Consider the following 24,701-nt stretch of genomic DNA (forward strand, 5'->3'; position numbering starts at 1 on the left):
TCATGACCGCATTCACATCGCATCGCGCCGCGTGGCCGGCGCTGTTCTTCGCCATCGTGCTGGTGTTGCCGCTACTGGGCCTGCCTCCCTTCTGGGTGACGCTGATGTCCTACGTCGGCCTGTATGCCATCGTTGCACTGGGACTGGTCTTGCTCACTGGCGTGGCCGGGCTGATTTCGTTCGGACAGGCGGCCTTCGTCGGCATCGGTGCCTACACCACGGCCTATCTCACCACACAGTTCGGACTCTCGCCCTGGATCGGGCTGCTGGCCGGCATCGGCCTGACCGCGCTGTCGGCCTTCCTGATCGGCATGCTCACCATGCGCATCTCCGGGCATTACCTGCCTCTGTCGACGATTGCCTGGGGCCTGTCGCTGTACTACCTGTTCGGCAACCTGGAGATGCTGGGCAAGCATGACGGCATCAACGGCATCCCGCCCATTGCCGTGGGCCAGTTCACCTTCGGCAACGGCGCATCGATGTATCTGCTGATCTGGGTGGTGCTGATCCTGGCGCTGGTGTCGGTGGTCAACTTTCTCGATTCACGCGCGGGCCGGGCGGTGCGGGCGCTCAAGTTCGGTACCGTGATGCCGGAAGCAATGGGGGTGGATACGGCGCGGCTGAAGATTGTCATCTTCGTCTATGCGGCGGTGCTGGCAGGCATTTCCGGATGGCTCTACGCGCATCTGCAACAGGCGGTCAATCCCACGCCTTTTGGCTTGAAATACGGCATCGACTATCTGCTCATGGTCGTGGTCGGCGGGGCCGGCCATGTGTGGGGGGCCATTCTTGGTGCGGGGCTGCTGGCAGTGCTGAGCAACTTCCTGCAGGAGTGGTTGCCGGGTGTGTTGGGCACAGGCGGAAATTTCGAAGCCATCGTCTTCGGCATCGCACTGGTGATCTTCCTGCAGTTCGCCAATGAGGGCTTGTGGCCGCGTCTGCAGGCGCGCTTCGGGCGTCGCCTGCCGCACCGGTTGCCGGCCGACGCCGCGCCGCTGGCGCAGATTCCCAAGCCGGGGCGTGGTGACGTGATCCTGGAGGTGGAAGCCGCGCGCAAGCAGTTCGGTGGACTGGTGGCGGTCAATGATGTGAGCTTCTCGGTGAAGGCCGGAGAAATCGTTGGCCTGATCGGACCGAACGGTGCGGGCAAGTCGACCACCTTCAATCTGGTCACCGGTGTGCTCTCGATCACCAGTGGCAAACTCAATTATCGCGGACAGTCGCTGGCGGGATTGTCCTCGCGCGAGATTTCCAGCCGAGGCATTGCGCGCACCTTCCAGCATGTGCGGCTGGTGCCTGGCATGAGCGTGCTCGAGAACGCTGCCATGGGAGCCTTCCGCCGTGGCCAGTTCGCACCCCAGCGCGGCATCCTGGCCAGTCTGGCGCGGGCCAATCGCAAGGAGGAGGCGCGCATTCTGAGCGAGGCGCGACGTCAGCTGGAACGCGTGGGTCTGGGTGAACTGATCGACCGGCCTGCGGGCAGCCTGGCGCTGGGCCAGCAGCGCATCCTGGAGATTGCCCGTGCGCTGTGCTGTGATCCGGCGTTGCTGTTGCTCGATGAACCAGCGGCCGGTTTGCGGCTCAAGGAGAAGCAGGCGCTGGCCGCCTTGCTGGACAAACTGCGTGGCGAGGGCATGGCGGTGCTGCTGGTGGAGCACGACATGGACTTCGTGATGCAGTTGACCGACCACATCGTGGTCATGGAATTCGGCACCAAGATTGCCGAAGGCACGCCGGCGCAGATCCAGGTGCACCCGGCGGTGCTGGAAGCTTATCTCGGAGGAGCCCAATGATGACTGCAGCGACCATGATGAATCCCGCCAGCGTGGCACCGGAGGTGCGCGCTACGACCGCGCCGGTGTTGCTGGAAGTCAGTGCACTCTCGGCGCGTTATGGCAAGGTGCCGGCGCTGACCGGGGCGGCGCTGACGCTGCGGGCCGGACAGATCGTCACCGTCATCGGCCCCAATGGCGCGGGCAAGTCGACCCTGCTCAATGCCATGATGGGCGCCTTGCCCGGCGGGGCTGCTGCCAGTGGGCGGATTGCCTTCCAGGGCGAGGATGTAAGCCAGATGGAAGTGGAAGAGCGCGTCGCACGTGGCCTGTCGCTGGTGCCGGAAAAGCGTGAATTGTTTACGTCCATGAGCGTGGAAGACAATCTGCTGCTGGGGGCGTACAAGCGGCGGCGCAATGGTGAGTCGGGATATCTGGATCAGCAGGAATTTGTCTATGCCTTGTTTCCGCGCTTGAAGGAGCGGCGCAAGCAGGCGGCCGGGACGCTCTCCGGTGGCGAGCGCCAGATGCTGGCGGTGGGGCGCGCCTTGATGGCCAAGCCGCAGGTGCTGATGCTGGATGAACCCAGCCTGGGGCTGGCACCATTGATCACCAAGGAAATCCTGTCCATCATCAGCCAGTTGCGCAGCACCGGCGTGGCCACCTTGTTGGTCGAGCAGAATGCGCGGGCGGCCTTGCAGGTGGCCGATTACGGGTATGTGCTGGAGATGGGGGAGATGGTCTGCGAGGGACCGGCGGGGGTGCTGGCGGCGGACAAGAAGATTGTGGAAAGTTATCTGGGGGTGGCGCGGCATTGAGCGCGGGTCAATCAGGCAACCGGTACATTCATGAGCGGTCTCATTTCATGTTTTCTTTCCAGCGTGATGGCGCGCTGGTGATGTTGCCACTTCGCGTTTCGCAGCAACAAGGGGTTCCCTCATTGATAGTCAGAGTTCGGCGAGCAGCTCCCAGGTGATGGCCTCGCGTTCGATCGCGCGCAGCAGCAAGCTGTCAGGCGCTTTGCGATGGTGGAGATCGAATGCGTGACTGCGTGACTCCGTGACTGCGTGGCAGCTGGAAGTAAAGCTCTGATATGCAGCCCTTTTGCCAGCCTCGTTCAGTCAGGCAGAAGATCGCATATTCCGTGGCCTGCTCGCGATGCTCGCCGGAAGAAAGGTACCACTCGATGCAGTCATCTTCATCGAGCTTGGCGGCGTAGTTGCGTAGCTTGGGAATTTTTTTGTCGGCAAGTTTTCTGGTCTGCCAGCTCTCGGGATCGCAACCCCACTTCAATTCGCTCCCGTAGGCTTCTTCGTACGCCTCAAACAATTCAATGATTGCTTGGCGTTTCTCCGGTGTATGGCCGCCCCAGAAATAAAGAGAGGCGGTCAGGCCGACGCTTGTGATGATCCGGTCATCATCCACATATTGAAAATCCGGAAGCAGGGCTTCAATTTTCTCCAACGCATGTTTCATCAGTGTTTCTCCTTTTCGTCTTTTTGATTCGCATTGGCCGTTCTTGTACCGGCTACCAGTACGACCAACGCCGCAGCGGCAGCGCCGGCGGCTTCAAGAGGAAGGGCAGCAATGGCAATGGCACCCACCAGAATCGTGCCGCCGACCACTGCGGCACCTTTGAGATAGTCGGCAAGCGGCATACCTTCGTCTTGCGATGCGACGGGGCCGTAGCGCGGCTTGACCGGTTGTGGGGGTGGTATGGGAGCGGGGAGAGGTGGTGTCCGGCTATACCAGTGATCTTTTGCCTTGCGTTCCTGTTCCATTGGTGTGGTGACCGGCGCGCGAACGGGATCTTGGACAGGCGCAGATGTATCTCGTTGGCAATCGCACTCTGTGATCGTGAGCAAGCGAAACCTATCCGGGTCCCCTGCGATCCTTTGATAGTCGTTCATTTGTTCTCTGCCCAGTGTATCGCCTTCAAACTTGATCTCTACCACCGCTTCAATATTCGCCTGCACCGGCATCAACCGCTTCCAATCAATCTTCCCCGAGGCCTGCATGGCGGCCAACTCTTCGCCTGTAGTCGCAAGAATGATGCAGTCCGGAATCCTCAACAGCCCCTTCTGCGGCTTGCCATCCAACTGCCATTTGAGCAGCCCATCGGCCATGGCCCGTCCAAGCGGAAACCGGCTGGGACGGTTTGGCTGATCCCGGCTCATGAGTGGAGCGGGAGGATTGCTGGCCATGCTGTAGCCGACTTCGGCCTTGTAGCGCCAGACCAGCTGGTTGCGCTCTTCGTCATTCCAGATGCTGGCGGTGGTGCAGCGCTGCTTCAGATCGCGCCCGAGGCTATCCCTGAGCTTGGTCCCCTGATTGCACATGCACATCACCGCACACAGATAGCTACGATCCATGGGATTGTCGAGCGTCAGCACGCGGCCTCTCGGCCCCTGGTGTGTTCCTGATCGCCCCACTGGGCGGGAGGATGGCGAGATACCTTCTCCCATCAGAGATCCTCGCAACGCTGATCCTGCACATGGTAGGGATCAGCGCCGCCCATCGGTTTGGGACGCGCAATCACTTGCAGCGGCAGGGGCGAATCAGTCCAGACCACATCGGTGCGGCCTTCGGCATCGGTCTCGCCTTCCACTATCCGGCCATCACCTGTTTTGATCAGATAGGGAACGCCTGCCAGCAATTCTCCGGTGGTGTTGTTGCGCAGGACGAAGTGCTCCTGGAAGCGCGGTGCCTGGCGGGGAACGTGTTGTTCCGGTGGCGCGTTGGTGCTTCTGTCGTCGTCTGGCGAGCCCCAGCCAGCGTGATTGTTGTGCCGCGAGTAGAGGATTGCGCCGCAGTCGGTGACGTCCTGGTCATAGACTACCGGCTGGCCGTTATCCATGATCGTCGGGAAGCGACTGCTGATAATGGTCGCCACGCGCTTGGCGACCTCTCGCACTCACAGATTGAATGTGAACAGGCCCTAGCCCGCCGTGCGAGGTGCGGTCGCCCATGACGATGAAACCGATGATTGCCATGCCGAACTCCTGATCCTTGTCAAAGCGACCGAGGCTAGCAAGATCGCTTTGGCGAGATAAGACGGACCATGGGGCAATTCGGGAAAGTTGGCGATAATGCGTTGCGGATCTCGAAAGTTTTTGAGTTCCGGTAGGCCGCAGTCATGCGAGACCGCACATGAAAAACGGGCGCCCCATGGCGCCCTGGCAAGTCGGTTGCATCAGATCAGTCGGCAGTCTGTAAGGTCTTGTCTGCTCTGCCCCGCTGTTGCAACAAGGCATACACTCCCATCGATGCCACGAAGGTCAGCGGTGCCGACAGTGACAGCCAGAAGCCCGCCATCTCCATCAGCACGAAACCCAGCACGACACCGCAGAACCAGGCACCCAGCCCGACTCGGTTGATACCCGCTGCGCCATCGGTAGCGGTGCCATGGTCGCCCGCGGTGAGAATGTGCGCCAGTGCCACCCCGACCCATGCCACCACGAACACACCCTGATAGGCCAGCGCCTTGAGCAGATAGGAAAACACGTCGGCCAGCATCAGCGCATACACCACGATACCCACCACCACCGCCCATACCAGGCGCGACGCGTGCAGGCCCAGCAGGTTGCCGAAGAAGGCCTGCATGTTGACCGTGGCGAGATAGTAGTTGGCGGTGTTGATGCGCGTTTGCGTGACCCAGACGAAGAGCAATCCCCAGAATCCCATGAGCTTGAGGATGGCCATTACCACCGACACTTCAGACAGCGGACCATCTTGCGGAATGCTGCTGGCCAGGTAGATGCCGGCTGCGCCATTGAGCAGGATGGTGACCAGGTAGAAGGGCATGCCGAAATTGAAGCGGCCGTGATACGTCGCATCTTCCGGCTTGCCGAAGCGGGCATAGTCGAAGGTGAACATCATCAGTACCCACACGCCCATGTAGTACGTGAAGCAGCTCCACCAGCCATCGGCGGGCGGCACAGTCGGGCCGAAGTCCAGCCACTGCGGCTGGTAGCCGTACTGGCTCACCGCCAGCACCAGCGCCATCAGCAGGCCCAGCAGGTAGAACGGCAGCAGCACGCCGTTGAACTTGTCCAGCCAGTGCTGCACGCTGCCGAAGACCAGCGGCACGCTGTAGAGCACCACGATGAGCGCGGCCACCGGATAGAGCAGCGACGGGTAGAGATGATGCAGGGCCACCGCGATCACCGAGCCCTCGAAGACGGCGTAATAGATCGCGGTGGAAAAGAAGATCAGCGTGGCCAGCGAGGCGCCCAGCCGTCCGAACAGGATGCGCGAAAACAAGGCCACCGACAGGCCGGTGCGCATGGCATAGCGGCTGATGCAGGCATTGATGAGCCCGTAGCTGATGACCGAGAGCACCATGCCGATCAGAGCGTTGCGGGCGCCATAGGTCAGCGCCAGCGAAGCTCCCACGACGATGTAGAAGATGGCGCTACAGACGGCCCACCAGGCCATCGTCAGCGAGAGTTTGCCCATGCGCGCAGTGGCGGGAACACTGTAGGTGGAGAGGTCGATTTCCTTGTTCTGCGTTTGTGATAAGCCGGCCATGTCAGTTTCTCCTGAGACGTTGAAGCGATATTCAATGAGGTGGATGAGAGGCGAGAGCGAAAAACGAAAGCGAAAAAACCGAAGCGAAATACCAACGGAATTGCGTATGCAAAACTCGCTGGCAAAGTCGCTCCCATCCCGGGGCGGCGACTGCACGTCGGCCCGGGGCGGGAATCAAACGGAGGGATGCGCGGCTGTGCCGGTCTCAGTCGGTCAGGAGACTGCCCAGGCGCTGGAAGCGCTGCTGGTAGTGGCGCCGGGCCTCCAGCGCCTGCTCCAGTGTCACGCGCACGAACTGCGCCTTGTGGTTGGGTTGCAGTTGTCCGATCAGGTCGAGGTCGGCGCTGATGACGGTGCCGATGGTGGCGTAACCGCCGCCGGAAACGGCATCGCGCAACAGCACGATGGGCTCCACGCCACCAGGGATCTGGATCGAACCGATGGGATAGCAGGCATCGACGATGTTGGACGGATCCGACCCGGCGCCGAAGGGCTGTTCACGCGGCCGGAACTGCATGGGCTGGCCGCCCTTGAAGCGGTAGCCGATGCGGTCCGCTTCCGAGGCCACGGTCCAGGTATCGGCAAAGAAACGCTCCACGGCGTCCTCGGTGAGGCGATGTATATACAGCCCCGGCACCACGCGCAGCGTGGCTTCGCGGTCGAACACCGGCACCAGCGACAGCGGCAGGGCACGCCCTTCGACGGCCTGTACGGACGCGCGCCCCAGCGGCAGTTCGTCGTCCCTGGCCAGCTTGCGGCCATGCCATCCACCGAGTGCGCCCAGGGCATAGGTGGCGCGGCTTTCCAGTACCAGCGGCACGTCGATGCCACCGGCGATGGCGAGATAGCTGCGCGCGCCGGCCTTGGGATAGTCGAAGCTGAGCACCTGGCCGCTGCGCACCTTGAAGGCGGTATCGAGTGGCCGGTCGCTGCCATCGAGGCGCGGCTGCATGCGCGCGCCGGTGACGGCGACCAGCGCATCGCACTGGAACTCCAGTTGCGGCCCCAAGAGGCTGCATTCCAGGGCCGAGCTGGTGGCGGGGTTGCCCACCAGCAGGTTGGCGCTGCGCAGGGCGTACTGGTCCAGTGCACCGGAGGGCGGGATGCCCAGGTGGTAGTAGCCTTCGCGGCCACCATCCTGCACCGTGGTGGCCAGGCCGGGCTGTTTCACCTTAATCGTCATGGAGGGCCTCCTTGAGAGCGTGGATGCAGGCCGCCGGATCGGCCTGGAAGGCATCGAGATCGAAACTGGCCGGGCGGATGCGCAGGTCGAAGCGGCCGGCCTCGACCGCCGCGACGGCGGCGTCATACCCGGCACGGTCGATGGGCTTGAACTGCACGATGTCACCGGCACGGAAGAACACCATCGAGTCCTGCAGATAGGGCAGGCCCTGCGCCGGATCGTAGATGGGCGCGGGCGTGACGCCGAACATCTGGTAACCGCCAGCGCCGCGCACCGAGTAGATGCAGCCGAAGCAGCCGCCGTGGCCCAGGGTCAGCCTGGGCGTGTCGGTACGGGGCCGCAGGTACTTGGGCACCTGCAACTGCTTGTCCTGCCCGACCATCTGGTACATGAAGGGCAGCCCCGCCACGAAACCGACCATGGAGACGAACCAGGGCGTGCCGCTGTGGGCCGCGATGAAGGCTTGCACCTCGTCATAGCCATTGATGCGCGCCGCGTATTGCAGGTCGGTGGAGGACGGGTCCTGGTGGCGGTCACGGAAGCGCGCCTGGGTTTCATTGGTCCAGGGATCGTCATACAGCACCGGCACCTCGATGATGCGGGTCTGGATGCGGCGCTCGGCGGTAGTGCTGGCTTCCAGCGCCTTGACCTGTTCCAGCAGAGCCAGCGGATGGATCAGGTCAGGATTGAAGCGGATCTGGAAGGAGGCATTGGCCAGGCAGACATCCAGTACGCCGGGCAGCGCCAGCCGCTCCACGGCGCGGGTGATGGCCATGGCGCGGAAGAAGGCTTCCAGCGACATCGATTCCGACACTTCCGCAAAGAGGTGTTCGTCACCGGCGATACTGTAGCGGATGGGCGCGCAGGGCTGGGATTGTGGGCTGTTCATTTCAGGCCTCCAGAAGTTGCGCGGTGCGCTCGGCTGCGTTCGGCCAGCCAGGTTTCCAGCGCGCCGGTATTGAAGCGCGCCGCCTGCACGCGCGCATCGGCCAGCAGCCACTGATGCAGTGGCAAGGTGGTGGCCATCCCGCTGATCCGCGTGGCGGCGACTGCCGCCTGGGCGCGTTCGATGGCCTGCGCCCTGTCCTTGCCATGCACCACCAGTTTGGCCAGCAGCGAATCGTAATACGGCGGGATGCGATAGCCGTCGTAGAGATGGCTCTCCACGCGGATGCCTTCGCCTTGCGGCCAGTGCAGGTCCGTCACGGTGCCTGGGCAGGGGAAGAAATTGCGTTCCGGGTCTTCGGCGTTGATGCGCATTTCCACTGCTGCGCCCAGCATGCGGATGTCGGATTGCCGCAAGCCGAGCGGCTCGCCACCCGCGATGCGCAGCATGGCCTGCACCAGATCGATGCCGGTGATCATTTCGGTGACGGGATGCTCGACCTGGATGCGCGTATTCATCTCGATGAAGAAGAACTCGCCGCTCTCGTCATCGAAGAGATATTCCAGCGTGCCGGCGCCGCGATAGTGCAACTGTTCGGCCAGCCGTACCGCGCTCTCGCAGAGGGCTTGGCGCTGTGCGGACGTGAGCGCGGGCGAGGGCGCTTCTTCGAAGACCTTCTGGCGGCGCCGTTGCAGCGAGCATTCGCGTTCGAACAGGTGTACGGCGCGCAGGCCATCGCCCAGGATCTGCACTTCGATGTGGCGCGCGCTGCGGATGAAGCGTTCCAGGTACACCGCGCCTGATCCAAACGCGGCCTGCGCTTCGCTTTGTGCGATGGGGAATTCCCGCGTCAGTTCGGCAGCATCGCGCGCCATGCGGATGCCGCGACCACCGCCGCCAGCCGAGGCCTTGATCAGCAGGGGATAGCCGACCTGTTCCGCACAGGCCAGGGCGGCGGGGAGATCATCGAGTTCACCCGGCGATCCCGGCACCACCGGCACGCCGGCAGAGGCCGCAGTACGGCGCGCTTCGGCCTTGTCGCCCATGCGGCGGATGGTATCGGCATCCGGTCCCACGAAGATCAGCCCGGCCTCGCTGACCGCTTGCGCGAAGGCGGCGTTCTCGGAGAGGAAGCCATAGCCGGGATGGATGGCATTGGCACCGGTCGCGCGTGCGGCCTGCAGCAGTGCATCTGCGTTGAGATAGCTGCGGTCGGCGCGGGCTGGTCCGATGATCTGGACTTCATCGGCCATGCGCGCAGCCATCGAATCGGCGTCGGCCTCGCTGCAGGCGGCCACGGTCGGGATACCCAGCGCTTGCGCGGCGCGCAGGATGCGCACGGCGATTTCGCCGCGATTGGCGATCAGCAGTTTGGTGATGGACGTGCTCATGATGCCGCCTCAGCCTGCCGTCTCGATGACGGCGACCAACTGGCCGGGTTCGACCGGATCGCCGTTCTCGACGTGGAAGGCCAGCAGCGTGCCGCCGTGCTCGGCCTGCAATTCCGTAAATTGTTTCATCACTTCGATCAGGCCGATCACGGCACCGGCCTCGATGAGGTCGCCTTCCTGCGCATAGGGTGGGGCCTCAGGGCTGGACCGGCGATAGAAGGTGCCGGGCAAAGGGGAGTGCACTTCTTGGACTGCCATGACTTTTCTCCTTCGTGTGATGAATGGTATGGATCAGCGCGGTGCGGCGATGGCTATTTCGGCGACTTCGAGGCTCCTGCGTGTGGCCTGCACCAGTGCGAGGGCACCGGGTGTATCGCTGTGGATACAGACGGATTCGAAGGCGATGGGAATATCGCGCCCTTCGACCGTGCGCACCACGCCTTCGCGGCAGGCCCGCAGCACCTTGGCCGCCACCTGCGCCGGATCGAGCGCACCGACCCGGCGGGTGAAGACGATGGAGCCGCTGTTGTCGTAATCGCGGTCGGCGTAGAACTCGCAGACCACGGATTGTCCTAGTTCCCGGGCCACGCGCCAGACGGCCGAGCCGTGCATGCAGAACAGAAGCAAGTTCGGGTCCAGCTGGCGCAGGGTCTGCACGAAGGTGCGCGCGGCCTCTTCATCCCGGGCCAGGTGCATGTAGAGCGCGCCATGCGGTTTGATGTGTTGCAAGGTCATGCCGTTGAGGCGGGCGAATTCGCGCAGGGCGCCGAGCTGGTAGAGCATGTCGTTGACCAGCTCGGTGGCCGGGGCGTTGAGATGGCGGCGGCCGAAGCCGACCAGATCACGGAAGCCCGGATGCGCACCGATGGCCACGCCGTGTTGCCGCGCCTGTTCCACCGTGCGCCGCATGGTGTTGGGATCGCCCGCATGGAAGCCTGTGGCGATGTTGGCTGAACTGATCAGGGGCATGATGGCCGCATCGACGCCATCGCCGATGGTCCAGGGGCCGAAGCCTTCGCCCATGTCCGAATTCAGATCGATTGTTCTCATCTCGTGGTCTCCTGCGCTGCCGGAATCAGCGCGTGAAAATGAGTATAGAAATCGGCCACGGTATTGGACAGATGTATTATCAGAGGGCTTGATATCGAAAAATCCGATAGCTTATGAAGGGCATCAAACATGGCCATCACCCTCCGGCAGATTCGTTATTTCGTTGCTACTGCGGAAGTGGGACAGATTTCGCAGGCGGCAATTCATCTGCACATTTCGCAATCCTCGGTCACCAGCGCCATCCAGGAACTGGAGGCCATGCTGGGCGCCCCGCTGTTCATTCGCTCCCCGCAGGGGATGATCCTCACCGACAGCGGGCGGCATTTTTTGAATCATGCGTATTCGATTCTGCGCAGCGTGGACGATGCGATGAAGAGCCCGCTGCCGGACAACACCGCCAGTGGCAGCTTGCGGGTGGCGGCCAGTTATACGGTGCTGGGATATTTCTTGCCGCACCATTTGCAGCGGTTGTCGCAGTCCTATCCGGGGATCAAGCTGCATGTGCATGAGAAGGAGCGTGCCGAGATCGAGCAGAGTCTGGTGGAGGGCGACATCGACATGGCGGTGGTGCTGACTTCCAACCTGCGCCATCGCGAGATCGCTTACGAGACGCTGTTTGGTTCGGTGCGCCGGCTGTGGCTACCGGCGCGCCATCCGCTGGGGGAGCGCTCGGTGGTAAATCTCTCCGAGGTGGTCAATGAGCCCTTCATCCTGCTGACGGTGGACGAGGCCGACAAGACCGCGCTGCGCTACTGGAACCAGAGCGGACGCAAGCCCAACATCATCATGCGCACCAGTTCCATCGAGGCGGTGCGCAGCATGGTGGCCAATGGGTCGGGGGTGGCGATTTTGTCGGACCTGGTGTATCGGCCGTGGTCGCTGGAGGGGTTGCGTATCGAGACCGTGTTGTTGATGGATCACGTGCCGGCCATGAATGTGGGGCTGGCCTGGCGCAAGGGGGTGAAATTTACGCCGGCGATGGAGGCGGTGCGGGAGTATTTCAGGCAGTCGTTTTTGACGCCGCAGTTGAGTAGTGGGAGGAGGTGAGAAAGTGATTCTCATAATTGGAGAATCACTTTCAGTTGAATTGTCCACAGCACTTGTCGTGGACAAGCGGAAATGATTTAGAGAATTTCTTCCTGAGAGGCCACCATCCAGACGCGCTTGAGAGGCAGTTCTGCCTTGAGGTCCTCATCGAGGCGGTCATATTGGTCGAAGAGTTGTTCGAGTATTTCCTTTTGCGTCCACAGGCGCAGCCGGAAGAACTGTGAAGCCATTTCCTTCTGTACGTTGCCCTTGAAGCCACCCCAGGCCACGAACAAGCCTTGGTCAGCGTTGAACTTGGTCATCGCGCCCAATAATTTATCCACAGGCTCGCGCCCGATGGGTGAGTCTTCCGACTTGACCTCGATGCACAGGCGTGGTGCCGAAAAGCCCAGCGGGCCGGAACCGGCCAAGATATCGGCGCCGCCGTCCGCGCCTTCCGGGCTGCGGTAGGTCGTGTAGCCCTGCGCCTTGAGGATGCCTTCAATCAGGCGGGTCAGGCCGTGGCCCTTGAAACGGGCGGAGATCAGGGAGGCAATCTGGTCGCGCGCCAGTTCGTCCAGGTCGGTATCGGCGGTGTCTTCATCGTTGCTGACCGTTGCCGGCGCTTGGGTGGCAATGGCGAGAGTTTCTGCTTTCCAGCCGTTGGCGCGCATGGCGGCAATACGCTTTTCGGCGTTGTTGCGCTTGATGCGGCAGATGGTCATGAAGGCGCCGAAGGAGAACAACAAGTCCTTGCCGAAGTGCGTGCGGGGGATGGCTTCGCCTATCCATTTGACGGCGCGGGAGTGGAAGAAGGGGTTGGGACCGGATGCTTGCGACTGATAGTCTCCGGTGATTTCACCGATGTAGACCGCTGGCTGTGACTTCAGGGGGATGACGACCAGATCGCCGATGTTCATCTCATGCGCGAAGGGCCAGACCTGGCTGACCCAGTTCTGGATGGTCTTGGGCTTGGCTTCGCTGTAGCGCTGGGTCATCGCGGCGGTGAGCTCGCTGCGGCCGGACATTTTGGAGAGATCGACGTCGAGATCGTCCCAGGTCACGTAGACGCGGTTTTCCTGGATGAACTTGTGTTCGTACTCGCCGTGGGAGCCGGCGCGGATGAGCCAGATGGACATGGATGGTTTCCTTGTTTTGTTTTCTAGGGCGGAATGGGTTTAGAAGGTTGGCGATGATGATAGCTGAAAGCTTAATTAATTGGAGGCGGTTAGTTATCTCCAGATTTCTGGCGTTTGCGAGGTTGAGGAACTTGATCGGACGGTGTAATAAGCTTAACGAGTCTTCAAATGGTAGACTCTCGCCCTACGATTCAGGAGCTGGCTGACGTGCCAGCAAAGCTTCCTGGCATCAGCGCGGCAGCTAAAGCCCGCCGTCCAGGCTGCGAACGAATTGAAAGAGGGAATGAAAAAATGAAAAGCGTACTACAACGTGTCCAGCGGGCCTCGCAACGAGCTAGTCACTTCGAATTAGATACTCCAGCGAATGTTGTTCTTAAGGGGCTGGGACTAAAGATTGATTAAGAAATAAGCGCGACCCACGATAGCCGCTCATCCGCACGCCTTCCTATTTGGTATGTTGCATCGTTCGGTCGAGAGTAGCACGGGCCGCCTATCGTTCCACCCAGTAAGACTATCTGCTATTGCTCGCGTGTCAGCTAACGTCGCAGACCGTTGGAGCGGAAAGCCGCGTTCGACTAGCTTTCTGAGCAAGAAAAAATAACTGAAATTGAATCACAATGGCCATCAAGAAATCAGATCTCTATTCCTCCCTTTGGGCATCTTGCGACGAACTGCGCGGCGGCATGGATGCCAGTCAGTACAAAGACTACGTGCTGTTCATGCTGTTCATCAAGTATGTTTCGGACAAGTATGGCGAGTCTGATGACTTTTCTCCGCCCGTCACGATTCCCCCCGGAGCCAGCTTCAAAGATATGGTTGCGCTCAAGGGAAAGAGCGATATCGGTGACAGGATCAACACACAGGTGATTCAGCCGCTGATTGACGAAAACTCGCGCCTTGCGCGCAGTGATTTTCCTGATTTCAACGACCCGAACAAACTCGGTGAAGGTCAGGCGATGGTGGATCGCCTCAGCAATTTGATTGGTATCTTTCAAAAGCCTGAACTAGATTTTTCGAAGAACCGCGCCGAGAACGACGACATTCTGGGGGATGCCTACGAATACCTGATGCGTCATTTCGCCTCACAGAGCGGCAAGAGCAAGGGCCAGTTCTACACCCCATCCGAAGTCAGTCGGATCATGGCTAAGGTTGTGGGGATATCTCCCTCCAATGCAGTGGCATCGACCACTGCGTACGACCCCACCTGTGGTTCTGGTTCGTTGCTGCTCAAAGTTGCAGCCGAGGCAGGAAAACACATTACGTTGGAAGGCCAGGAAATGGACGTGACCACTGCTGGTCTCGCCCGTATGAACATGATCCTGCACGACTTTCCAACCGCCAACATCCTGCAGGGCAATACGCTCGCATCGCCGAAGTTCAGGGATGGTGAGTCGCTGCGAACCTATGACTACGTGGTCGCCAATCCGCCATTTTCAGACAAGACTTGGAGCACAGGAATGACCCCGGCCAGCGATCCGCACCAGCGGTTTGTTTGGGGGGAGCCGCCGAAAAAGCAAGGCGACTATGCTTACCTGTTGCACATCATTCGTTCAATGAAGAGCACTGGAAAAGGTGCGTGCATTCTGCCGCACGGCGTCCTTTTTCGGGGCAACGCCGAGGCTGTCATCCGCGAGAAACTGGTGCGCTCGGGCATCCTCAAAGGGATCATCGGTCTGCCGGGCAACCTTTTCTACGGCACCGGCATCCCGGCCTGCATTTTGGTGCTGGACAAGGAAAACGCTTCAGCCCGCAAAGGCATCTTCATGATCGACGCCTCCAAGGGCTACATCAAGGATGGTCCCAAGAACCGCCTGCGTGAGCAGGACATTCACAAGATCGTCGATGCCTTCACCAAGTTGACGGAGTTGCCACGCTACTCGCGCATGGTACCGCTGACCGAGATCGCAGACCCCAAGAACGACTACAACCTCAACCTGCCACGCTACATCGACAGTACCGAACCTGAAGACATCCAGGACATTGATGGCCACTTGCGTGGCGGGATTCCAGAGCGTGACCTGGATGCGTTGAGCGACTATTGGAAGGTCATCCCAGGTGTGCGTAATGCCCTGTTCGCGTCAGCCGGGCGCGCTGGTTATGCACAGCTGAAACTGCCCATCGCCGAGGTGAAGACCGCCATCTTTGCACATCCTGAGTTCACTGCATTCAATCAAAAGACGACCAAGATCTTTGTTGACTGGAAGCAGACCAGCACACCGCAGCTAAAGGGCTTTGCGAAAAACGGCCACCCGAAGCAATTGATCGAAACACTGTCCGAGGAGTTGCTTTCCCGATTCAAGTCGACGCCCCTAGTCAATGCCTATGACGTGTATCAACATCTCATGGACTACTGGGCCGAGTCGATGCAAGACGACTGCTACCTGATCTCCGACGCAGGCTGGCAGGCTGGGGCGCAGCCGCGTGAAATTATTCAGGTCAAGAACAAGGACGGCAAGTTGGCGTGGCCGGAAGCGCATGACTACAAGAAAGGCAAGCGCCGCTTCAAATCGGATCTGATTCCGGCGTCAATTCTGATTGCCCGTTATTTCATCGCTGAACGGGACGCCATTGAAACATTTGAGTCCAAGCTGGCAGATGTCGAGCAGCAACTTCAGGAGATGATGGAAGAGAACAGCGGTGAAGAAGGGCTGCTGGCCGAGGTCATTGAAGGCGAGGGCGACAAGCAGAAGATCACGGCTAAGGCTGTCAAAGCCCGCCTGAAGGAAATCGATCACGATCCTGACTATGCCGACGAATGCAAGGTGCTGCAGGACTACGCCGCCTTGCTCGACCAGCAGACCGATATCAAGGTAAAACTGAAAGCGGCGCAGGATGACCTTGAGTCCAAGTTGGATGCCAAGTACCCCAAGCTGACGGAGGATGAAATCAAGATACTTGTGGTGGACGACCAATGGTTGGCGATCTTGGGCGACGCCGTGCAAGGTGAGCTGGATAGGGTTTCTCAGAGACTCACCAGTAGAATTCGCCAGCTTGCAGAGCGTTATGCCAAGCCGTTGCCGACGCTGGCCAATGATCTTGCAATACTTTCAGCGCGAGTAGATGAGCACCTGAAAAAGATGGGGGCTGTATGGAACTGAGCCCAGGCTACAAGATTTCCGAGGTCGGGGTGATTCCTGATAGTTGGGAGGTAAAGACCTTAGGCTCTCTTACAACACTCCTAACAAACGGTTTTGTTGGGACTGCCACTACCGCTTACGTCGATGGTGATGATGGCATACTCTATATTCAAGGTTACAACGTCGAGGAAAACGGATTCAATTTCAGAGGCATTAAACGTGTTTCAAAAATATTCCACGCCAAAAATAAAAAATCTTGTTTGGAGATAGGTGATTTACTCACGATTCAGACAGGAGACGTCGGCGTTACAACCGTTGTGACTTCAGAAATTGCAGGAGCAAATTGTCATGCCTTGATCATTTCTCGGTTCAGGATATGGGAATCTGAACCTTGGTACTACTCCCAATATTTCAATTTTGAGCGAGGGCGTGCAACACTCAAACAGATCGAAACAGGGACAACGATGAAGCACCTTAATGGTGGCGATATGAAGCGTATTTTTTTGCCGTCGCCACCTGTTGAGGAGCAACGAGCCATCGCGCAAGCCCTGAACGATGTGGATGTATTACTTGCAGCACTCGAAGAAATGATCGCAAAGAAGCGCGATTTGAAGCACGCTGTTGTGCGGAAATTGATGACTGGCGAGATTCGACTGCCGGGTTTTTCAGGTGAGTGGCAGAAAAAGACCTTCGGTGAACTGGGCGAGACCTATGGTGGGCTAACTGGGAAAAAGAAATCGGATTTTGGGGTCGGCTCTGCCAAGTACATCGCTTTCACGAATGTGATGGCGAATGCGGTGGTCGATTGCGCCGCTGTCGAGCCAGTGAACGTGTCACCCTCTGAGACTCAAAGCAAAGTGCTACGCGGTGACCTACTTTTCAACGGCTCCTCCGAAACGCCGGAGGAGGTTGCGTTTTGCTCACTGATGACCGAAGCAGTGCCGGATTTGTATCTCAACAGCTTCTGTTTCGGATTTCGTCTTTTTGACGATCAGCAAGTGAACGGTCTATTTTTTACCTATTACATCCGTGCCAAACCAGGGCGAGAAATAATGAAGGCACTTGCACAAGGTTCCACAAGGTACAACCTCTCTAAAGCAGCCCTGCTTGATGCGTCGATCCTATTGCCCAGGATAGATGAACAAGTGGCTATCGCAGAAGTTCTTTGTGAAATGGACGCAGAGCTAATTGCACTTGAGTCGCGCCGGGATAAAACCCGCAACATCAAAAGAGCCATGATGCAAGAGCTGCTCATGGGGAAAACGCGGCTGATTGCCAAGGAGAAAAGTCGTGTCTGAACGAACCCGATCTGAACGCAAGACGCAGAACCGTGTTGCCTCTCTGTTTACGGATGTAAGTCACCCTGACTGTCTTGGTTATGATTATCTAGGTGAGTGGAGTAAACGCAATGAGGGGCAAGGTGGCAGCCGCGCCGTCGAGACAGATTTTTTGCGTAGTAACCTTAAGAAGCGTGGTTATTCCCACGCCCACATCTCCGCCGCGCTACAAAAGCTCCTAACGGCAGCCGACTCCACCGGCGTTACTCTGTATCAAGCCAATCTGCGCACCTACCAATTGCTGCGCTATGGCGTACCGGTACAGATCGCAGCCGGGCAGGTACATGAGACAGTACACCTCATCGATTGGGAAATTCCCGACAACAATGATTTTGGCCTGGCCGAAGAGGTCACCTTGCGCGGAGGCTACGAACGGCGGCCTGATATGGTGGTGTATATCAACGGCATCGCCATCGCAGTCATTGAACTAAAACGTAGTTCGGTAGAGGTGGCCGACGGTGTGCGTCAGCTCATCACCAACCAGGAAGAGATTTTCAATAAAGGCTTTTTCAGCACAGTCCAGTTGGTGTTGGCGGGTAGTGACTCGCAGGGGCTGCGATACGGTACCACCGGAACGCCGGAAAAGTTTTTTGTAGCGTGGAAGCAGAGCAAGGATAAAAATCCCACCACGTCAGCACCCATTGCCGAGGGAGCCTTGTTGGATAAGCCGCTGGCCCAGCTGTTTGATAAAGGGCGTCTGCTGGATTTGATCCGTAACTTTATCATCTTCGATGGAGGTCAAAAGAAGGTGCCTCGCGTGCACCAGTACAACGGCGTCAAAGCCGCCCAAGAGCGGATTAAGCAGCAAGAGGGCGGTGTCATCTGGCACACCCAAGGTAGCGGCAAGAGCATTTTGATGGTGCTCATCACTAAGTGGCTGCTGGAGTTTGATCCCCATGCCCGTGTTCTTGTCATTACTGACCGTGATGAGCTGGACAAGCAGATCGTCGGCGTGATGCGCAATGCAGGTGTGATTGGCGAAGACGCTGCGTCACCGCGCATTACCTCCCGCGCCGAACTCGTGCAAAAGCTCGGAGCGGCCACGCCTCGTTTGATGTGCGCACTGATTCACAAGTTTGATGCGACCGATCTGCAAAGTGAACCACCCAGGGTAGCGGGCCGCATTTACGTCTTGGTCGATGAATGTCATCGCACGCAGGGCGGCAGCATGAACAAGCAGATGAAGCGTTGGCTGGAGAATGCAGTTTTCATCGGTTTCACCGGTACGCCTCTGCTGCGCAAAGACAGGCAAACCACCCGCGAGGTATTTGGTACCTATATCCACACTTACAAGTTTGATGAAGCGGTGACAGACAAGGTGGTGCTCGACCTGAAGTACGAGGCACGTGATGTGCCGCAGCGACTGACGTCGAAGAAAGCCATTGATGACTGGTTCGATCAGAAGACCAAGGGTCTGAATAATTTTAGGCGCTCGGTTTTGCGGAAGCGCTGGGCGACCATGGAAGAATTGATGAGCGCCGGTGAGCGTAAGCAGCGCATCATTGCCGACATCATCCACGACTTCGGCGTCAAGCAGCGCCTGAACAATGACCGCGGAACGGCCATTCTGGTGGCCGCTTCCATCTATGATGCGTGTCATTATTTCCGCCTGTTCCAAAACACGTCTTTCGGGAAGTATTGCGGAATCATTACCTCTTACGAACCCAATCACAACGCAATCTCGCGCGAACCAAAGGATAGCGACGAACGCTACAAGTTTGATACTTATACTGAGCATGTCCTGCAGAAAGACCAGAGCACCAAGGACTACGAGGATAAGGTCAAGCAGCGCTTTATCGATGAACCTGCCAATCTGAAGTTGTTGATTGTCGTGAGCAAACTGCTGACGGGCTTCGATGCGCCGTCTTGCACTTACATCTATCTCGACAACGGTCTAAGTGATCACACTCTGTTCCAGGCTATTTGCCGCACCAATCGGCTCGATGGCGACGATAAAGACTACGGTCACATCGTCGATTACAAAGAGCTTTTCGATAAGGTGCAAGACTCTATCGCCGTCTATACCTCGGATGAGCTGGACATCGACGAAGATGGCGATGATGGTAACGTCGTCGTGAAGGACTGGCTCAAGGAGGGCAAGGCGCAGTTAGATGCTGCGCGGGAAGCCCTGCACTACTTGTGCGAGCCAGTCGCAATGCCCCGTGAGATAGAGCAATACCTGCACTATTTCTGTGGGGATGCCAATGATCCTGAAGCGTTGCAAGATACTGAGCCGCTACGCATCTCGTTTTATAAGTCTGCTGCCGTATTTCTGCGAGCATATGCGGCGATTGCGCAAAAGCTAGAAGATGCAGGGTATTCATCGCTGGATATTGCTGCTCTAGAAAAAGAGATAGCGTTCTACAGCGACATCCGCATGGCGATCAAGAAGCATTCTTGCGAAGAGCTTGATATCAAGCCCTATGAGGCGGATATGCGCCACCTCATCAACTCTTACATCCAAGCAGACTCGGCCGAACAGTTGGGTAACCTCAACTCGCTTTCGCTGACTGAGCTGATCATTGAAACCGGTATTCACGACGCCATTGCCAAGAAACTTAATCAAAAGGGAAAGCTGTCGAAGAATGCTATTGCCGAAGGCATCATCAACAACGTTCGCAAGACGATCATTCGTGATCAACTGACTGATCCGAAGTTTTATGACGAAATATCCAAGCTCCTCGAAGATCTGATTAAGCAAAAGCGAGATGACACTGCCGCCTACGAGAAATTTCTCCAGAAGGCAGAGGAGTTGGTGAAGAGGATGGCCGCAAAAAATAATGGTAGTCATCCGCACGTGCTCAACGGGAACGAGGAAGCCGTCACGCTCTTCAATAATCTGACTGGGATCCCGGTTGCAAATTTCGTCTGCCCGGTTGACGATGACGGTAAGGCAGCGCTCGCACTGAAGCTCGATCAGGCCATGCGAGAGCAGGCTCCTGCTGGATGGAAGGGAGATGAGACACGTGAGAAGCAGGTGCTGAACGCGCTGTTTCCCCTTATGTCGCGGGATCGGGTTGCGACGCAGGCCATTTTTGAAATCATCAAGAACCAACCGGGGTACTGATGAACGAAACGATTCTATTGGGCGAGATTTCGATAACAGTGATCAGGAAGGACATCAAGAATGTCCACCTCACCGTGCACCCGCCCGATGGACGCGTATCGCTCGTCGCCCCAACTAACACACGTCTAGAAGTGGCGCGCGCCTACGCGATCTCAAAGCTGGTTTGGATTCGTGAACAGCAGAGAAAGTTGGAATGCCAGGCGCGGGAAACTCCACGCCGATTCATTGAGCGTGAAAGCCACTATGTTTGGGGACGGCGCTATTTAATGTCGGTCAACTATCACGATGTAAAGCCTTCAGTTGTTCTCAGCAATAAGCGGATCATTTTGACCGTTCGTCCTGGCTATGGCGAAGAAAAACGGGGCGAGGTGATGCATGAGTGGCACAAGTCGCTGCTGCATAAAGTCGTGCCGCCACTGATTCAAAAGTGGGAGCAGAGACTAATGGTAAATGTGTCGGGCTATTTCCTGCAGCGGATGAAAACTAAGTGGGGTGGTTGTAATCCCGCATTGAGACACATTCGATTGAATACGGAATTAGTGAAAAAGCCAAAGGATCTGCTTGAGTATGTTGTGGTGCATGAAATGGCCCATTTGATTGAGGCCACGCATAGTGATCGCTTTATCGCAATCCTCGATGAGCATTACCCTAGCTGGCGTGAAGCGCGTGCCGAGCTCAATGAATTGCCGTTGGCGGCGGAAGTATGGAACGAGTGATGCAGCACCTGACAGGGTAGGTACTGAAATTTTGCGAGCTGCTAGTTCTCTTGCTTGTCGACGGGCGGATGTAAGAGAGACCGTTGCAGAACAATCGCAGTCACGACAAATTCTCGGCTTTTTTTGGTCCGATGACGCGTTCGGTGGGCGTGAATTGAATTGGCGTCAGACAGCTTTCATTTAACTCGCGCATGGTCTGCTTGTCGACGGCGCCGATTTCATTCAGAGCCTCCATCGTTTCGTGGATAGCCGCATAGGCTTCGCTACGGTATCTCTTGGTCATTATTTTGTTCCACCATCAATTGCTGCTCTTCGATCAACGCGGCAAGCTGCTCTTGACCGAGCGCATGCCATGCAATAAAAAACCCCGAGTTTAATCGGGGTTCAAGTCCTACTGGAATTCGATAAATCGGTGTTCAGACATTGAACAAGAAATTCATCACATCCCCATCCTTGACCACATACTCCTTGCCTTCCGCGCGCATCTTGCCCGCTTCCTTGGCACCGGTCTCACCCTTGAAGGCAATGAAGTCCTCAAAGGCAATCGTCTGCGCACGGATGAAGCCGCGTTCGAAATCGGTGTGGATCACGCCCGCCGCCTGCGGACCGGTAGCACCCACCGGCACCGTCCAGGCGCGTACTTCCTTGACGCCCGCCGTGAAGTAGGTCTGCAGGCCCAGCAGCTTGAACGCCGCACGGATCAGACGGTCCAGGCCCGGCTCTTCCATGCCCATATCGGCCAGGAAGTCGGCCTTGTCGGCGTCGTCGAGATCGGCGATCTCGGCTTCGATGGCCGCGCAGATGGCCACGATGGGGGCGTTCTGTTCCTGGGCGTAGGCGGTCAGCTGGTCCAGCAGCGGGTTGTCGGTGAAACCGCTGTCGGACACGTTGGCCACATACATCGCCGGCTTGGCCGTGATCAGGCACAAGGGCTTGATCAGCAGCATCTCTTCGGCATCCAGACCCAGCGCGCGCACCGGCTTGGCTTCGTCCAGCGCCGGCATGATGCGCTCCAGCAGCGCCACCAGCTTGGCCGCATCCTTGTCGCCGGAACGGGCCTTCTTCTGTTCGCGGTGGATGGCCTTCTCGACCGTGCCCATGTCGGCCAGCGCCAGTTCGGTCTGGATCACGGCGATATCGTCCAGCGGGCTCACGCGACCGGCTACGTGGATCACGTTCGGGTCTTCAAAGCAACGCACCACGTTGACAATGGCATCGGTCTCGCGAATGTGCGACAGGAACTGGTTGCCCAAACCTTCACCCTTGGAGGCACCCGCCACCAGGCCCGCAATGTCCACGAATTCCACCGTGGCCGGCAGGATGCGCTCGGGCTTGACGATCTCCGCCAGCGCCTTCAGGCGCGGATCAGGCACTTCCACGATGCCGACGTTGGGCTCGATGGTGCAGAACGGATAGTTCTCGGCGGCGATGCCCGCCTTGGTCAGCGCATTGAAAAGAGTGGATTTACCGACGTTGGGCAGACCCACGATGCCGCATTTGAGGCTCATGACAGATTCTTCCGAAAGCAAAACCGACATTGTAGCAAGCCCCACGCCCCAAGCCCCAGCTTTGCAACGCAGCATCGAAGCGCACGTATGCGCTGTGGTATCCGGCCATCACTGGTAACATGCGAGTCTTGATTCGCATCTCGGAAATTGTCTGCAATGCACCATTCCGTTGCAGATGTACCACGCAATAAGAATTTTTTTGCCGGTGCAATATTTAAATGACTCATCCGTCATCTAGTTGGTTGTCGGAAAGTGTACCTATTTGTAGTGAACATGCCTGTAACTTGTAAAGAACAGGCGTTTTCAGCGCCCGTGATTTACAGGCTGTATTGCCTTCTTGAAAGCGATTTGTAAAATTTGCTCTACAATGTCGGTTTTCCCAAATCCTCAAAGAATCCCCTTGCCTCCCGTGCCCAACATCGTCGAAATCCGCGATCTGCATTTCCGTTATGGCGACCGGCCCATCCTGACCGGTTTGCAGATGGACTTCCCGCGCGGCAAGGTGGTGGCGGTGATGGGCGGTTCCGGATCCGGCAAGACCACCATCCTGCGCCTGATCGGCGGGCAGTTGCAGCCTCAGCAGGGCAGGGTGGAAGTAGATGGCGAGAACGTGCCCTCGCTGGCGACCCGGCAGTTGTATGTGCTGCGCCGCAAGATGGGCATGCTGTTCCAGAACGGCGCGCTCTTTACCGACATGACGGTGTTCGACAACGTGGCCTTCCCGTTGCGCGAGCATACCGACCTGGATGAAACGCTCATCCGCGACCTGGTTCTCATGAAGTTGAATGCCGTGGGCCTGCGCAATGCCGCCGCCCTCAAGCCGGCCGAGATCTCCGGCGGCATGGCGCGCCGTGTGGCGCTGGCACGGGCCATCGCTCTGGACCCGGCGTTGATCATGTATGACGAACCCTTCGCCGGGCTCGATCCGATTTCCATGGGCGTGACGGCCAACCTGATCCGCCGCCTCAACGATGCCCTGGGGTCGACCTCGATCCTGGTGTCGCACGATGTCAATGAATCCTTTGCCATTGCCGACTATGTGTATTTCCTGTCGGCCGGCAAGATCGTGGCCCAGGGAACGCCGCAACAGATGCGTGAATCCACCGATCCCTATGTGAAGCAATTTGTCCACGCCGAGGCCGATGGTCCGGTGCCCTTCCATTATCCGGGCCGTTCGCTGGCCGAGGACCTGGGCCTGGGAGGTGGCGCATGATCGTCCGTCTGCTCGGCGGTCTGGGCCGCAGCGTGCGCGAGTTCGCAGTCGGCGTGGGTTTTGCCGCGCGCATGTTCATCAACATGCTGGGGGCCTCGCTGGGCCTGCTGCGCCGTCCGCGCTTGATTACCGACCAGATCCACTTCATCGGCAACTATTCGCTGGTGATCATTACGGTGTCGGGCCTGTTCGTGGGGTTCGTGCTGGGTCTGCAGGGGTATTACACGCTCAATAAATATGGTTCGGAGCAGGCCTTGGGTCTGCTGGTGGCCTTGTCGCTGACCCGTGAGCTGGGCCCGGTGGTCACGGCCCTGCTCTTCGCCGGGCGCGCCGGGACCTCGCTGACCGCCGAAATCGGTCTGATGAAGGCTGGTGAACAGTTGTCGGCCATGGAAATGATGGCCGTGAACCCGCTGCAACGCGTGGTGGCGCCCCGTTTCTGGGCCGGCGTGATCGCCATGCCGGTGCTGGCGGCCATCTTCAGCGCCGTCGGTGTGCTGGGGGGCTATGTGGTCGGCGTGCTGCTCATCGGTGTGGATGAGGGCGCGTTCTGGTCGCAGATGCAGGGCGGGGTGGATGTGTGGAACGATATCGCCAATGGCGTGTTGAAGAGCATCGTCTTCGGCGTGGCCGTGACCTTCGTGGCATTGTTCCAGGGATATGAAGCCCAGCCTACGCCCGAAGGCGTGGCCCGCGCCACCACCCGGACCGTGGTGATCGCCTCGCTCACCGTACTGGGCCTGGATTTCCTGCTGACTGCACTGATGTTCAGCTGAGCGGCCACAGTACTTGGACTGGCGCCCGGT

At 58.5% G+C, this 24,701-nt stretch carries 21 protein-coding genes; 9 read left to right on the plus strand and 12 right to left on the minus strand.

Annotation, left to right across the window (positions count from 1 at the left end; translation table 11 throughout):
• The first annotated feature begins 2 nt into the window (after positions 1–2).
• Both ACODSZ_RS14140 and ACODSZ_RS14145 read left to right on the plus strand, forming a co-directional pair.
• Entirely contained in the window at positions 3–1,793 is a 1,791-nt protein-coding gene (locus ACODSZ_RS14140) for a branched-chain amino acid ABC transporter ATP-binding protein/permease (protein WP_008332561.1), read from the plus strand.
• On the plus strand, positions 1,793–2,590 hold the full coding sequence (locus ACODSZ_RS14145) for an ABC transporter ATP-binding protein (protein ID WP_488927836.1): 798 nt from the start codon (positions 1,793–1,795) through the stop codon (positions 2,588–2,590). The genes ACODSZ_RS14140 and ACODSZ_RS14145 overlap by 1 nt, the downstream gene beginning before the upstream one ends.
• A 193-nt stretch (positions 2,591–2,783) precedes the next feature.
• Here the strand turns inward: ACODSZ_RS14145 and ACODSZ_RS14150 are convergent, their stop codons facing one another.
• From ACODSZ_RS14150 to ACODSZ_RS14190, 9 genes are all read right to left on the minus strand, one after another.
• Positions 2,784–3,248, minus strand: a complete 465-nt coding sequence (locus tag ACODSZ_RS14150) for a type VI immunity family protein (RefSeq protein ID WP_488927837.1) — start codon at positions 3,246–3,248, stop codon at positions 2,784–2,786.
• Positions 3,248–4,165: a VRR-NUC domain-containing protein gene (locus ACODSZ_RS14155; protein ID WP_175344819.1), complete on the minus strand. Its 918-nt coding sequence runs from the start codon at positions 4,163–4,165 to the stop codon at positions 3,248–3,250. Before ACODSZ_RS14155 ends, ACODSZ_RS14150 begins: the two co-directional genes overlap by 1 nt.
• A gap of 71 nt (positions 4,166–4,236) precedes the next feature.
• The gene (locus ACODSZ_RS14160; RefSeq protein WP_488927838.1) at positions 4,237–4,665 is read right to left on the minus strand and encodes a hypothetical protein; all 429 of its coding nucleotides are present in this window, start codon (positions 4,663–4,665) and stop codon (positions 4,237–4,239) included.
• Between the two features lie 305 nt (positions 4,666–4,970).
• Complete coding sequence (locus ACODSZ_RS14165) at positions 4,971–6,302, minus strand: purine-cytosine permease family protein (RefSeq protein WP_488927839.1); 1,332 nt, start codon at positions 6,300–6,302, stop codon at positions 4,971–4,973.
• Between the two features lie 205 nt (positions 6,303–6,507).
• A complete protein-coding gene (locus ACODSZ_RS14170) occupies positions 6,508–7,485 on the minus strand; it encodes a 5-oxoprolinase subunit C family protein (protein ID WP_488927840.1) in 978 nt (325 codons plus the stop codon).
• On the minus strand, positions 7,475–8,374 hold the full coding sequence (locus ACODSZ_RS14175; protein WP_488927841.1) for a 5-oxoprolinase subunit B family protein: 900 nt from the start codon (positions 8,372–8,374) through the stop codon (positions 7,475–7,477). The genes ACODSZ_RS14170 and ACODSZ_RS14175 overlap by 11 nt, the downstream gene beginning before the upstream one ends.
• Entirely contained in the window at positions 8,371–9,762 is a 1,392-nt protein-coding gene (locus tag ACODSZ_RS14180) for an acetyl-CoA carboxylase biotin carboxylase subunit (protein WP_488927842.1), read from the minus strand. The genes ACODSZ_RS14175 and ACODSZ_RS14180 overlap by 4 nt, the downstream gene beginning before the upstream one ends.
• A 9-nt stretch (positions 9,763–9,771) precedes the next feature.
• A complete protein-coding gene (locus ACODSZ_RS14185; protein ID WP_175344813.1) occupies positions 9,772–10,020 on the minus strand; it encodes an acetyl-CoA carboxylase in 249 nt (82 codons plus the stop codon).
• A 33-nt stretch (positions 10,021–10,053) separates the two neighbouring features.
• Positions 10,054–10,812, minus strand: a complete 759-nt coding sequence (locus ACODSZ_RS14190; RefSeq protein WP_488927843.1) for a 5-oxoprolinase subunit PxpA — start codon at positions 10,810–10,812, stop codon at positions 10,054–10,056.
• Between the two features lie 129 nt (positions 10,813–10,941).
• On the opposite strand from ACODSZ_RS14190, the gene ACODSZ_RS14195 reads away from it, so the two are divergent.
• Positions 10,942–11,859, plus strand: a complete 918-nt coding sequence (locus ACODSZ_RS14195) for a LysR family transcriptional regulator (RefSeq protein ID WP_488927844.1) — start codon at positions 10,942–10,944, stop codon at positions 11,857–11,859.
• 77 nt (positions 11,860–11,936) lie between these two features.
• On the opposite strand, the gene ACODSZ_RS14200 is transcribed toward ACODSZ_RS14195, so the two are convergent.
• The gene (locus ACODSZ_RS14200; protein WP_488927845.1) at positions 11,937–12,977 is read right to left on the minus strand and encodes a restriction endonuclease; all 1,041 of its coding nucleotides are present in this window, start codon (positions 12,975–12,977) and stop codon (positions 11,937–11,939) included.
• A gap of 617 nt (positions 12,978–13,594) precedes the next feature.
• On the opposite strand from ACODSZ_RS14200, the gene ACODSZ_RS14205 reads away from it, so the two are divergent.
• From ACODSZ_RS14205 to ACODSZ_RS14220, 4 genes are read left to right on the plus strand one after another with little or no spacing between them, the layout of a single operon-like run.
• The gene (locus tag ACODSZ_RS14205; RefSeq protein WP_488927846.1) at positions 13,595–16,075 is read left to right on the plus strand and encodes a type I restriction-modification system subunit M; all 2,481 of its coding nucleotides are present in this window, start codon (positions 13,595–13,597) and stop codon (positions 16,073–16,075) included.
• Positions 16,066–17,352 (plus strand): restriction endonuclease subunit S, encoded by a 1,287-nt coding sequence (locus ACODSZ_RS14210; protein ID WP_488927847.1) that lies wholly within the window; start codon positions 16,066–16,068, stop codon positions 17,350–17,352. The genes ACODSZ_RS14205 and ACODSZ_RS14210 overlap by 10 nt, the downstream gene beginning before the upstream one ends.
• Complete coding sequence (locus ACODSZ_RS14215; RefSeq protein ID WP_488927848.1) at positions 17,345–20,458, plus strand: type I restriction endonuclease subunit R; 3,114 nt, start codon at positions 17,345–17,347, stop codon at positions 20,456–20,458. Before ACODSZ_RS14210 ends, ACODSZ_RS14215 begins: the two co-directional genes overlap by 8 nt.
• Positions 20,458–21,174, plus strand: a complete 717-nt coding sequence (locus ACODSZ_RS14220) for a M48 family metallopeptidase (RefSeq protein WP_488927849.1) — start codon at positions 20,458–20,460, stop codon at positions 21,172–21,174. The genes ACODSZ_RS14215 and ACODSZ_RS14220 overlap by 1 nt, the downstream gene beginning before the upstream one ends.
• A 100-nt stretch (positions 21,175–21,274) precedes the next feature.
• Here ACODSZ_RS14220 and ACODSZ_RS14225 read toward each other — a convergent pair whose 3' ends face one another.
• Together ACODSZ_RS14225 and ychF are read right to left on the minus strand one after the other, a co-directional pair.
• Complete coding sequence (locus ACODSZ_RS14225) at positions 21,275–21,457, minus strand: hypothetical protein (RefSeq protein ID WP_488927850.1); 183 nt, start codon at positions 21,455–21,457, stop codon at positions 21,275–21,277.
• A gap of 133 nt (positions 21,458–21,590) precedes the next feature.
• Positions 21,591–22,682: a redox-regulated ATPase YchF gene (gene ychF / locus ACODSZ_RS14230; RefSeq protein WP_008332485.1), complete on the minus strand. Its 1,092-nt coding sequence runs from the start codon at positions 22,680–22,682 to the stop codon at positions 21,591–21,593.
• Between the two features lie 409 nt (positions 22,683–23,091).
• Between ychF and ACODSZ_RS14235 the strand changes: the two genes are divergently transcribed.
• Both ACODSZ_RS14235 and mlaE read left to right on the plus strand, forming a co-directional pair.
• Positions 23,092–23,895, plus strand: coding sequence for an ABC transporter ATP-binding protein (locus tag ACODSZ_RS14235; RefSeq protein ID WP_008332484.1), 804 nt, complete (start codon positions 23,092–23,094; stop codon positions 23,893–23,895).
• On the plus strand, positions 23,892–24,671 hold the full coding sequence (gene mlaE / locus ACODSZ_RS14240; protein ID WP_008332483.1) for a lipid asymmetry maintenance ABC transporter permease subunit MlaE: 780 nt from the start codon (positions 23,892–23,894) through the stop codon (positions 24,669–24,671). The genes ACODSZ_RS14235 and mlaE overlap by 4 nt, the downstream gene beginning before the upstream one ends.
• The last annotated feature ends 30 nt before the right edge of the window (positions 24,672–24,701 follow it).

It is taken from the genome of Herbaspirillum sp. FG34 (assembly GCF_057809315.1).

Coding starts and splice junctions, on each gene's coding strand:
- ACODSZ_RS14150 (WP_488927837.1), bottom strand. CDS start 3,248: ATGAAACATGCGTTGGAGAAAATTGAAGCCCTGCTTCCGGATTTTCAA.
- ACODSZ_RS14220 (WP_488927849.1), top strand. CDS start 20,458: ATGAACGAAACGATTCTATTGGGCGAGATTTCGATAACAGTGATCAGG.
- ACODSZ_RS14165 (WP_488927839.1), bottom strand. CDS start 6,302: ATGGCCGGCTTATCACAAACGCAGAACAAGGAAATCGACCTCTCCACC.
- mlaE (WP_008332483.1), top strand. CDS start 23,892: ATGATCGTCCGTCTGCTCGGCGGTCTGGGCCGCAGCGTGCGCGAGTTC.
- ACODSZ_RS14210 (WP_488927847.1), top strand. CDS start 16,066: ATGGAACTGAGCCCAGGCTACAAGATTTCCGAGGTCGGGGTGATTCCT.
- ACODSZ_RS14205 (WP_488927846.1), top strand. CDS start 13,595: ATGGCCATCAAGAAATCAGATCTCTATTCCTCCCTTTGGGCATCTTGC.
- ACODSZ_RS14185 (WP_175344813.1), bottom strand. CDS start 10,020: ATGGCAGTCCAAGAAGTGCACTCCCCTTTGCCCGGCACCTTCTATCGC.
- ACODSZ_RS14225 (WP_488927850.1), bottom strand. CDS start 21,457: ATGACCAAGAGATACCGTAGCGAAGCCTATGCGGCTATCCACGAAACG.
- ACODSZ_RS14190 (WP_488927843.1), bottom strand. CDS start 10,812: ATGAGAACAATCGATCTGAATTCGGACATGGGCGAAGGCTTCGGCCCC.
- ychF (WP_008332485.1), bottom strand. CDS start 22,682: ATGAGCCTCAAATGCGGCATCGTGGGTCTGCCCAACGTCGGTAAATCC.
- ACODSZ_RS14140 (WP_008332561.1), top strand. CDS start 3: ATGACCGCATTCACATCGCATCGCGCCGCGTGGCCGGCGCTGTTCTTC.
- ACODSZ_RS14195 (WP_488927844.1), top strand. CDS start 10,942: ATGGCCATCACCCTCCGGCAGATTCGTTATTTCGTTGCTACTGCGGAA.
- ACODSZ_RS14145 (WP_488927836.1), top strand. CDS start 1,793: ATGACTGCAGCGACCATGATGAATCCCGCCAGCGTGGCACCGGAGGTG.
- ACODSZ_RS14175 (WP_488927841.1), bottom strand. CDS start 8,374: ATGAACAGCCCACAATCCCAGCCCTGCGCGCCCATCCGCTACAGTATC.
- ACODSZ_RS14180 (WP_488927842.1), bottom strand. CDS start 9,762: ATGAGCACGTCCATCACCAAACTGCTGATCGCCAATCGCGGCGAAATC.
- ACODSZ_RS14170 (WP_488927840.1), bottom strand. CDS start 7,485: ATGACGATTAAGGTGAAACAGCCCGGCCTGGCCACCACGGTGCAGGAT.
- ACODSZ_RS14200 (WP_488927845.1), bottom strand. CDS start 12,977: ATGTCCATCTGGCTCATCCGCGCCGGCTCCCACGGCGAGTACGAACAC.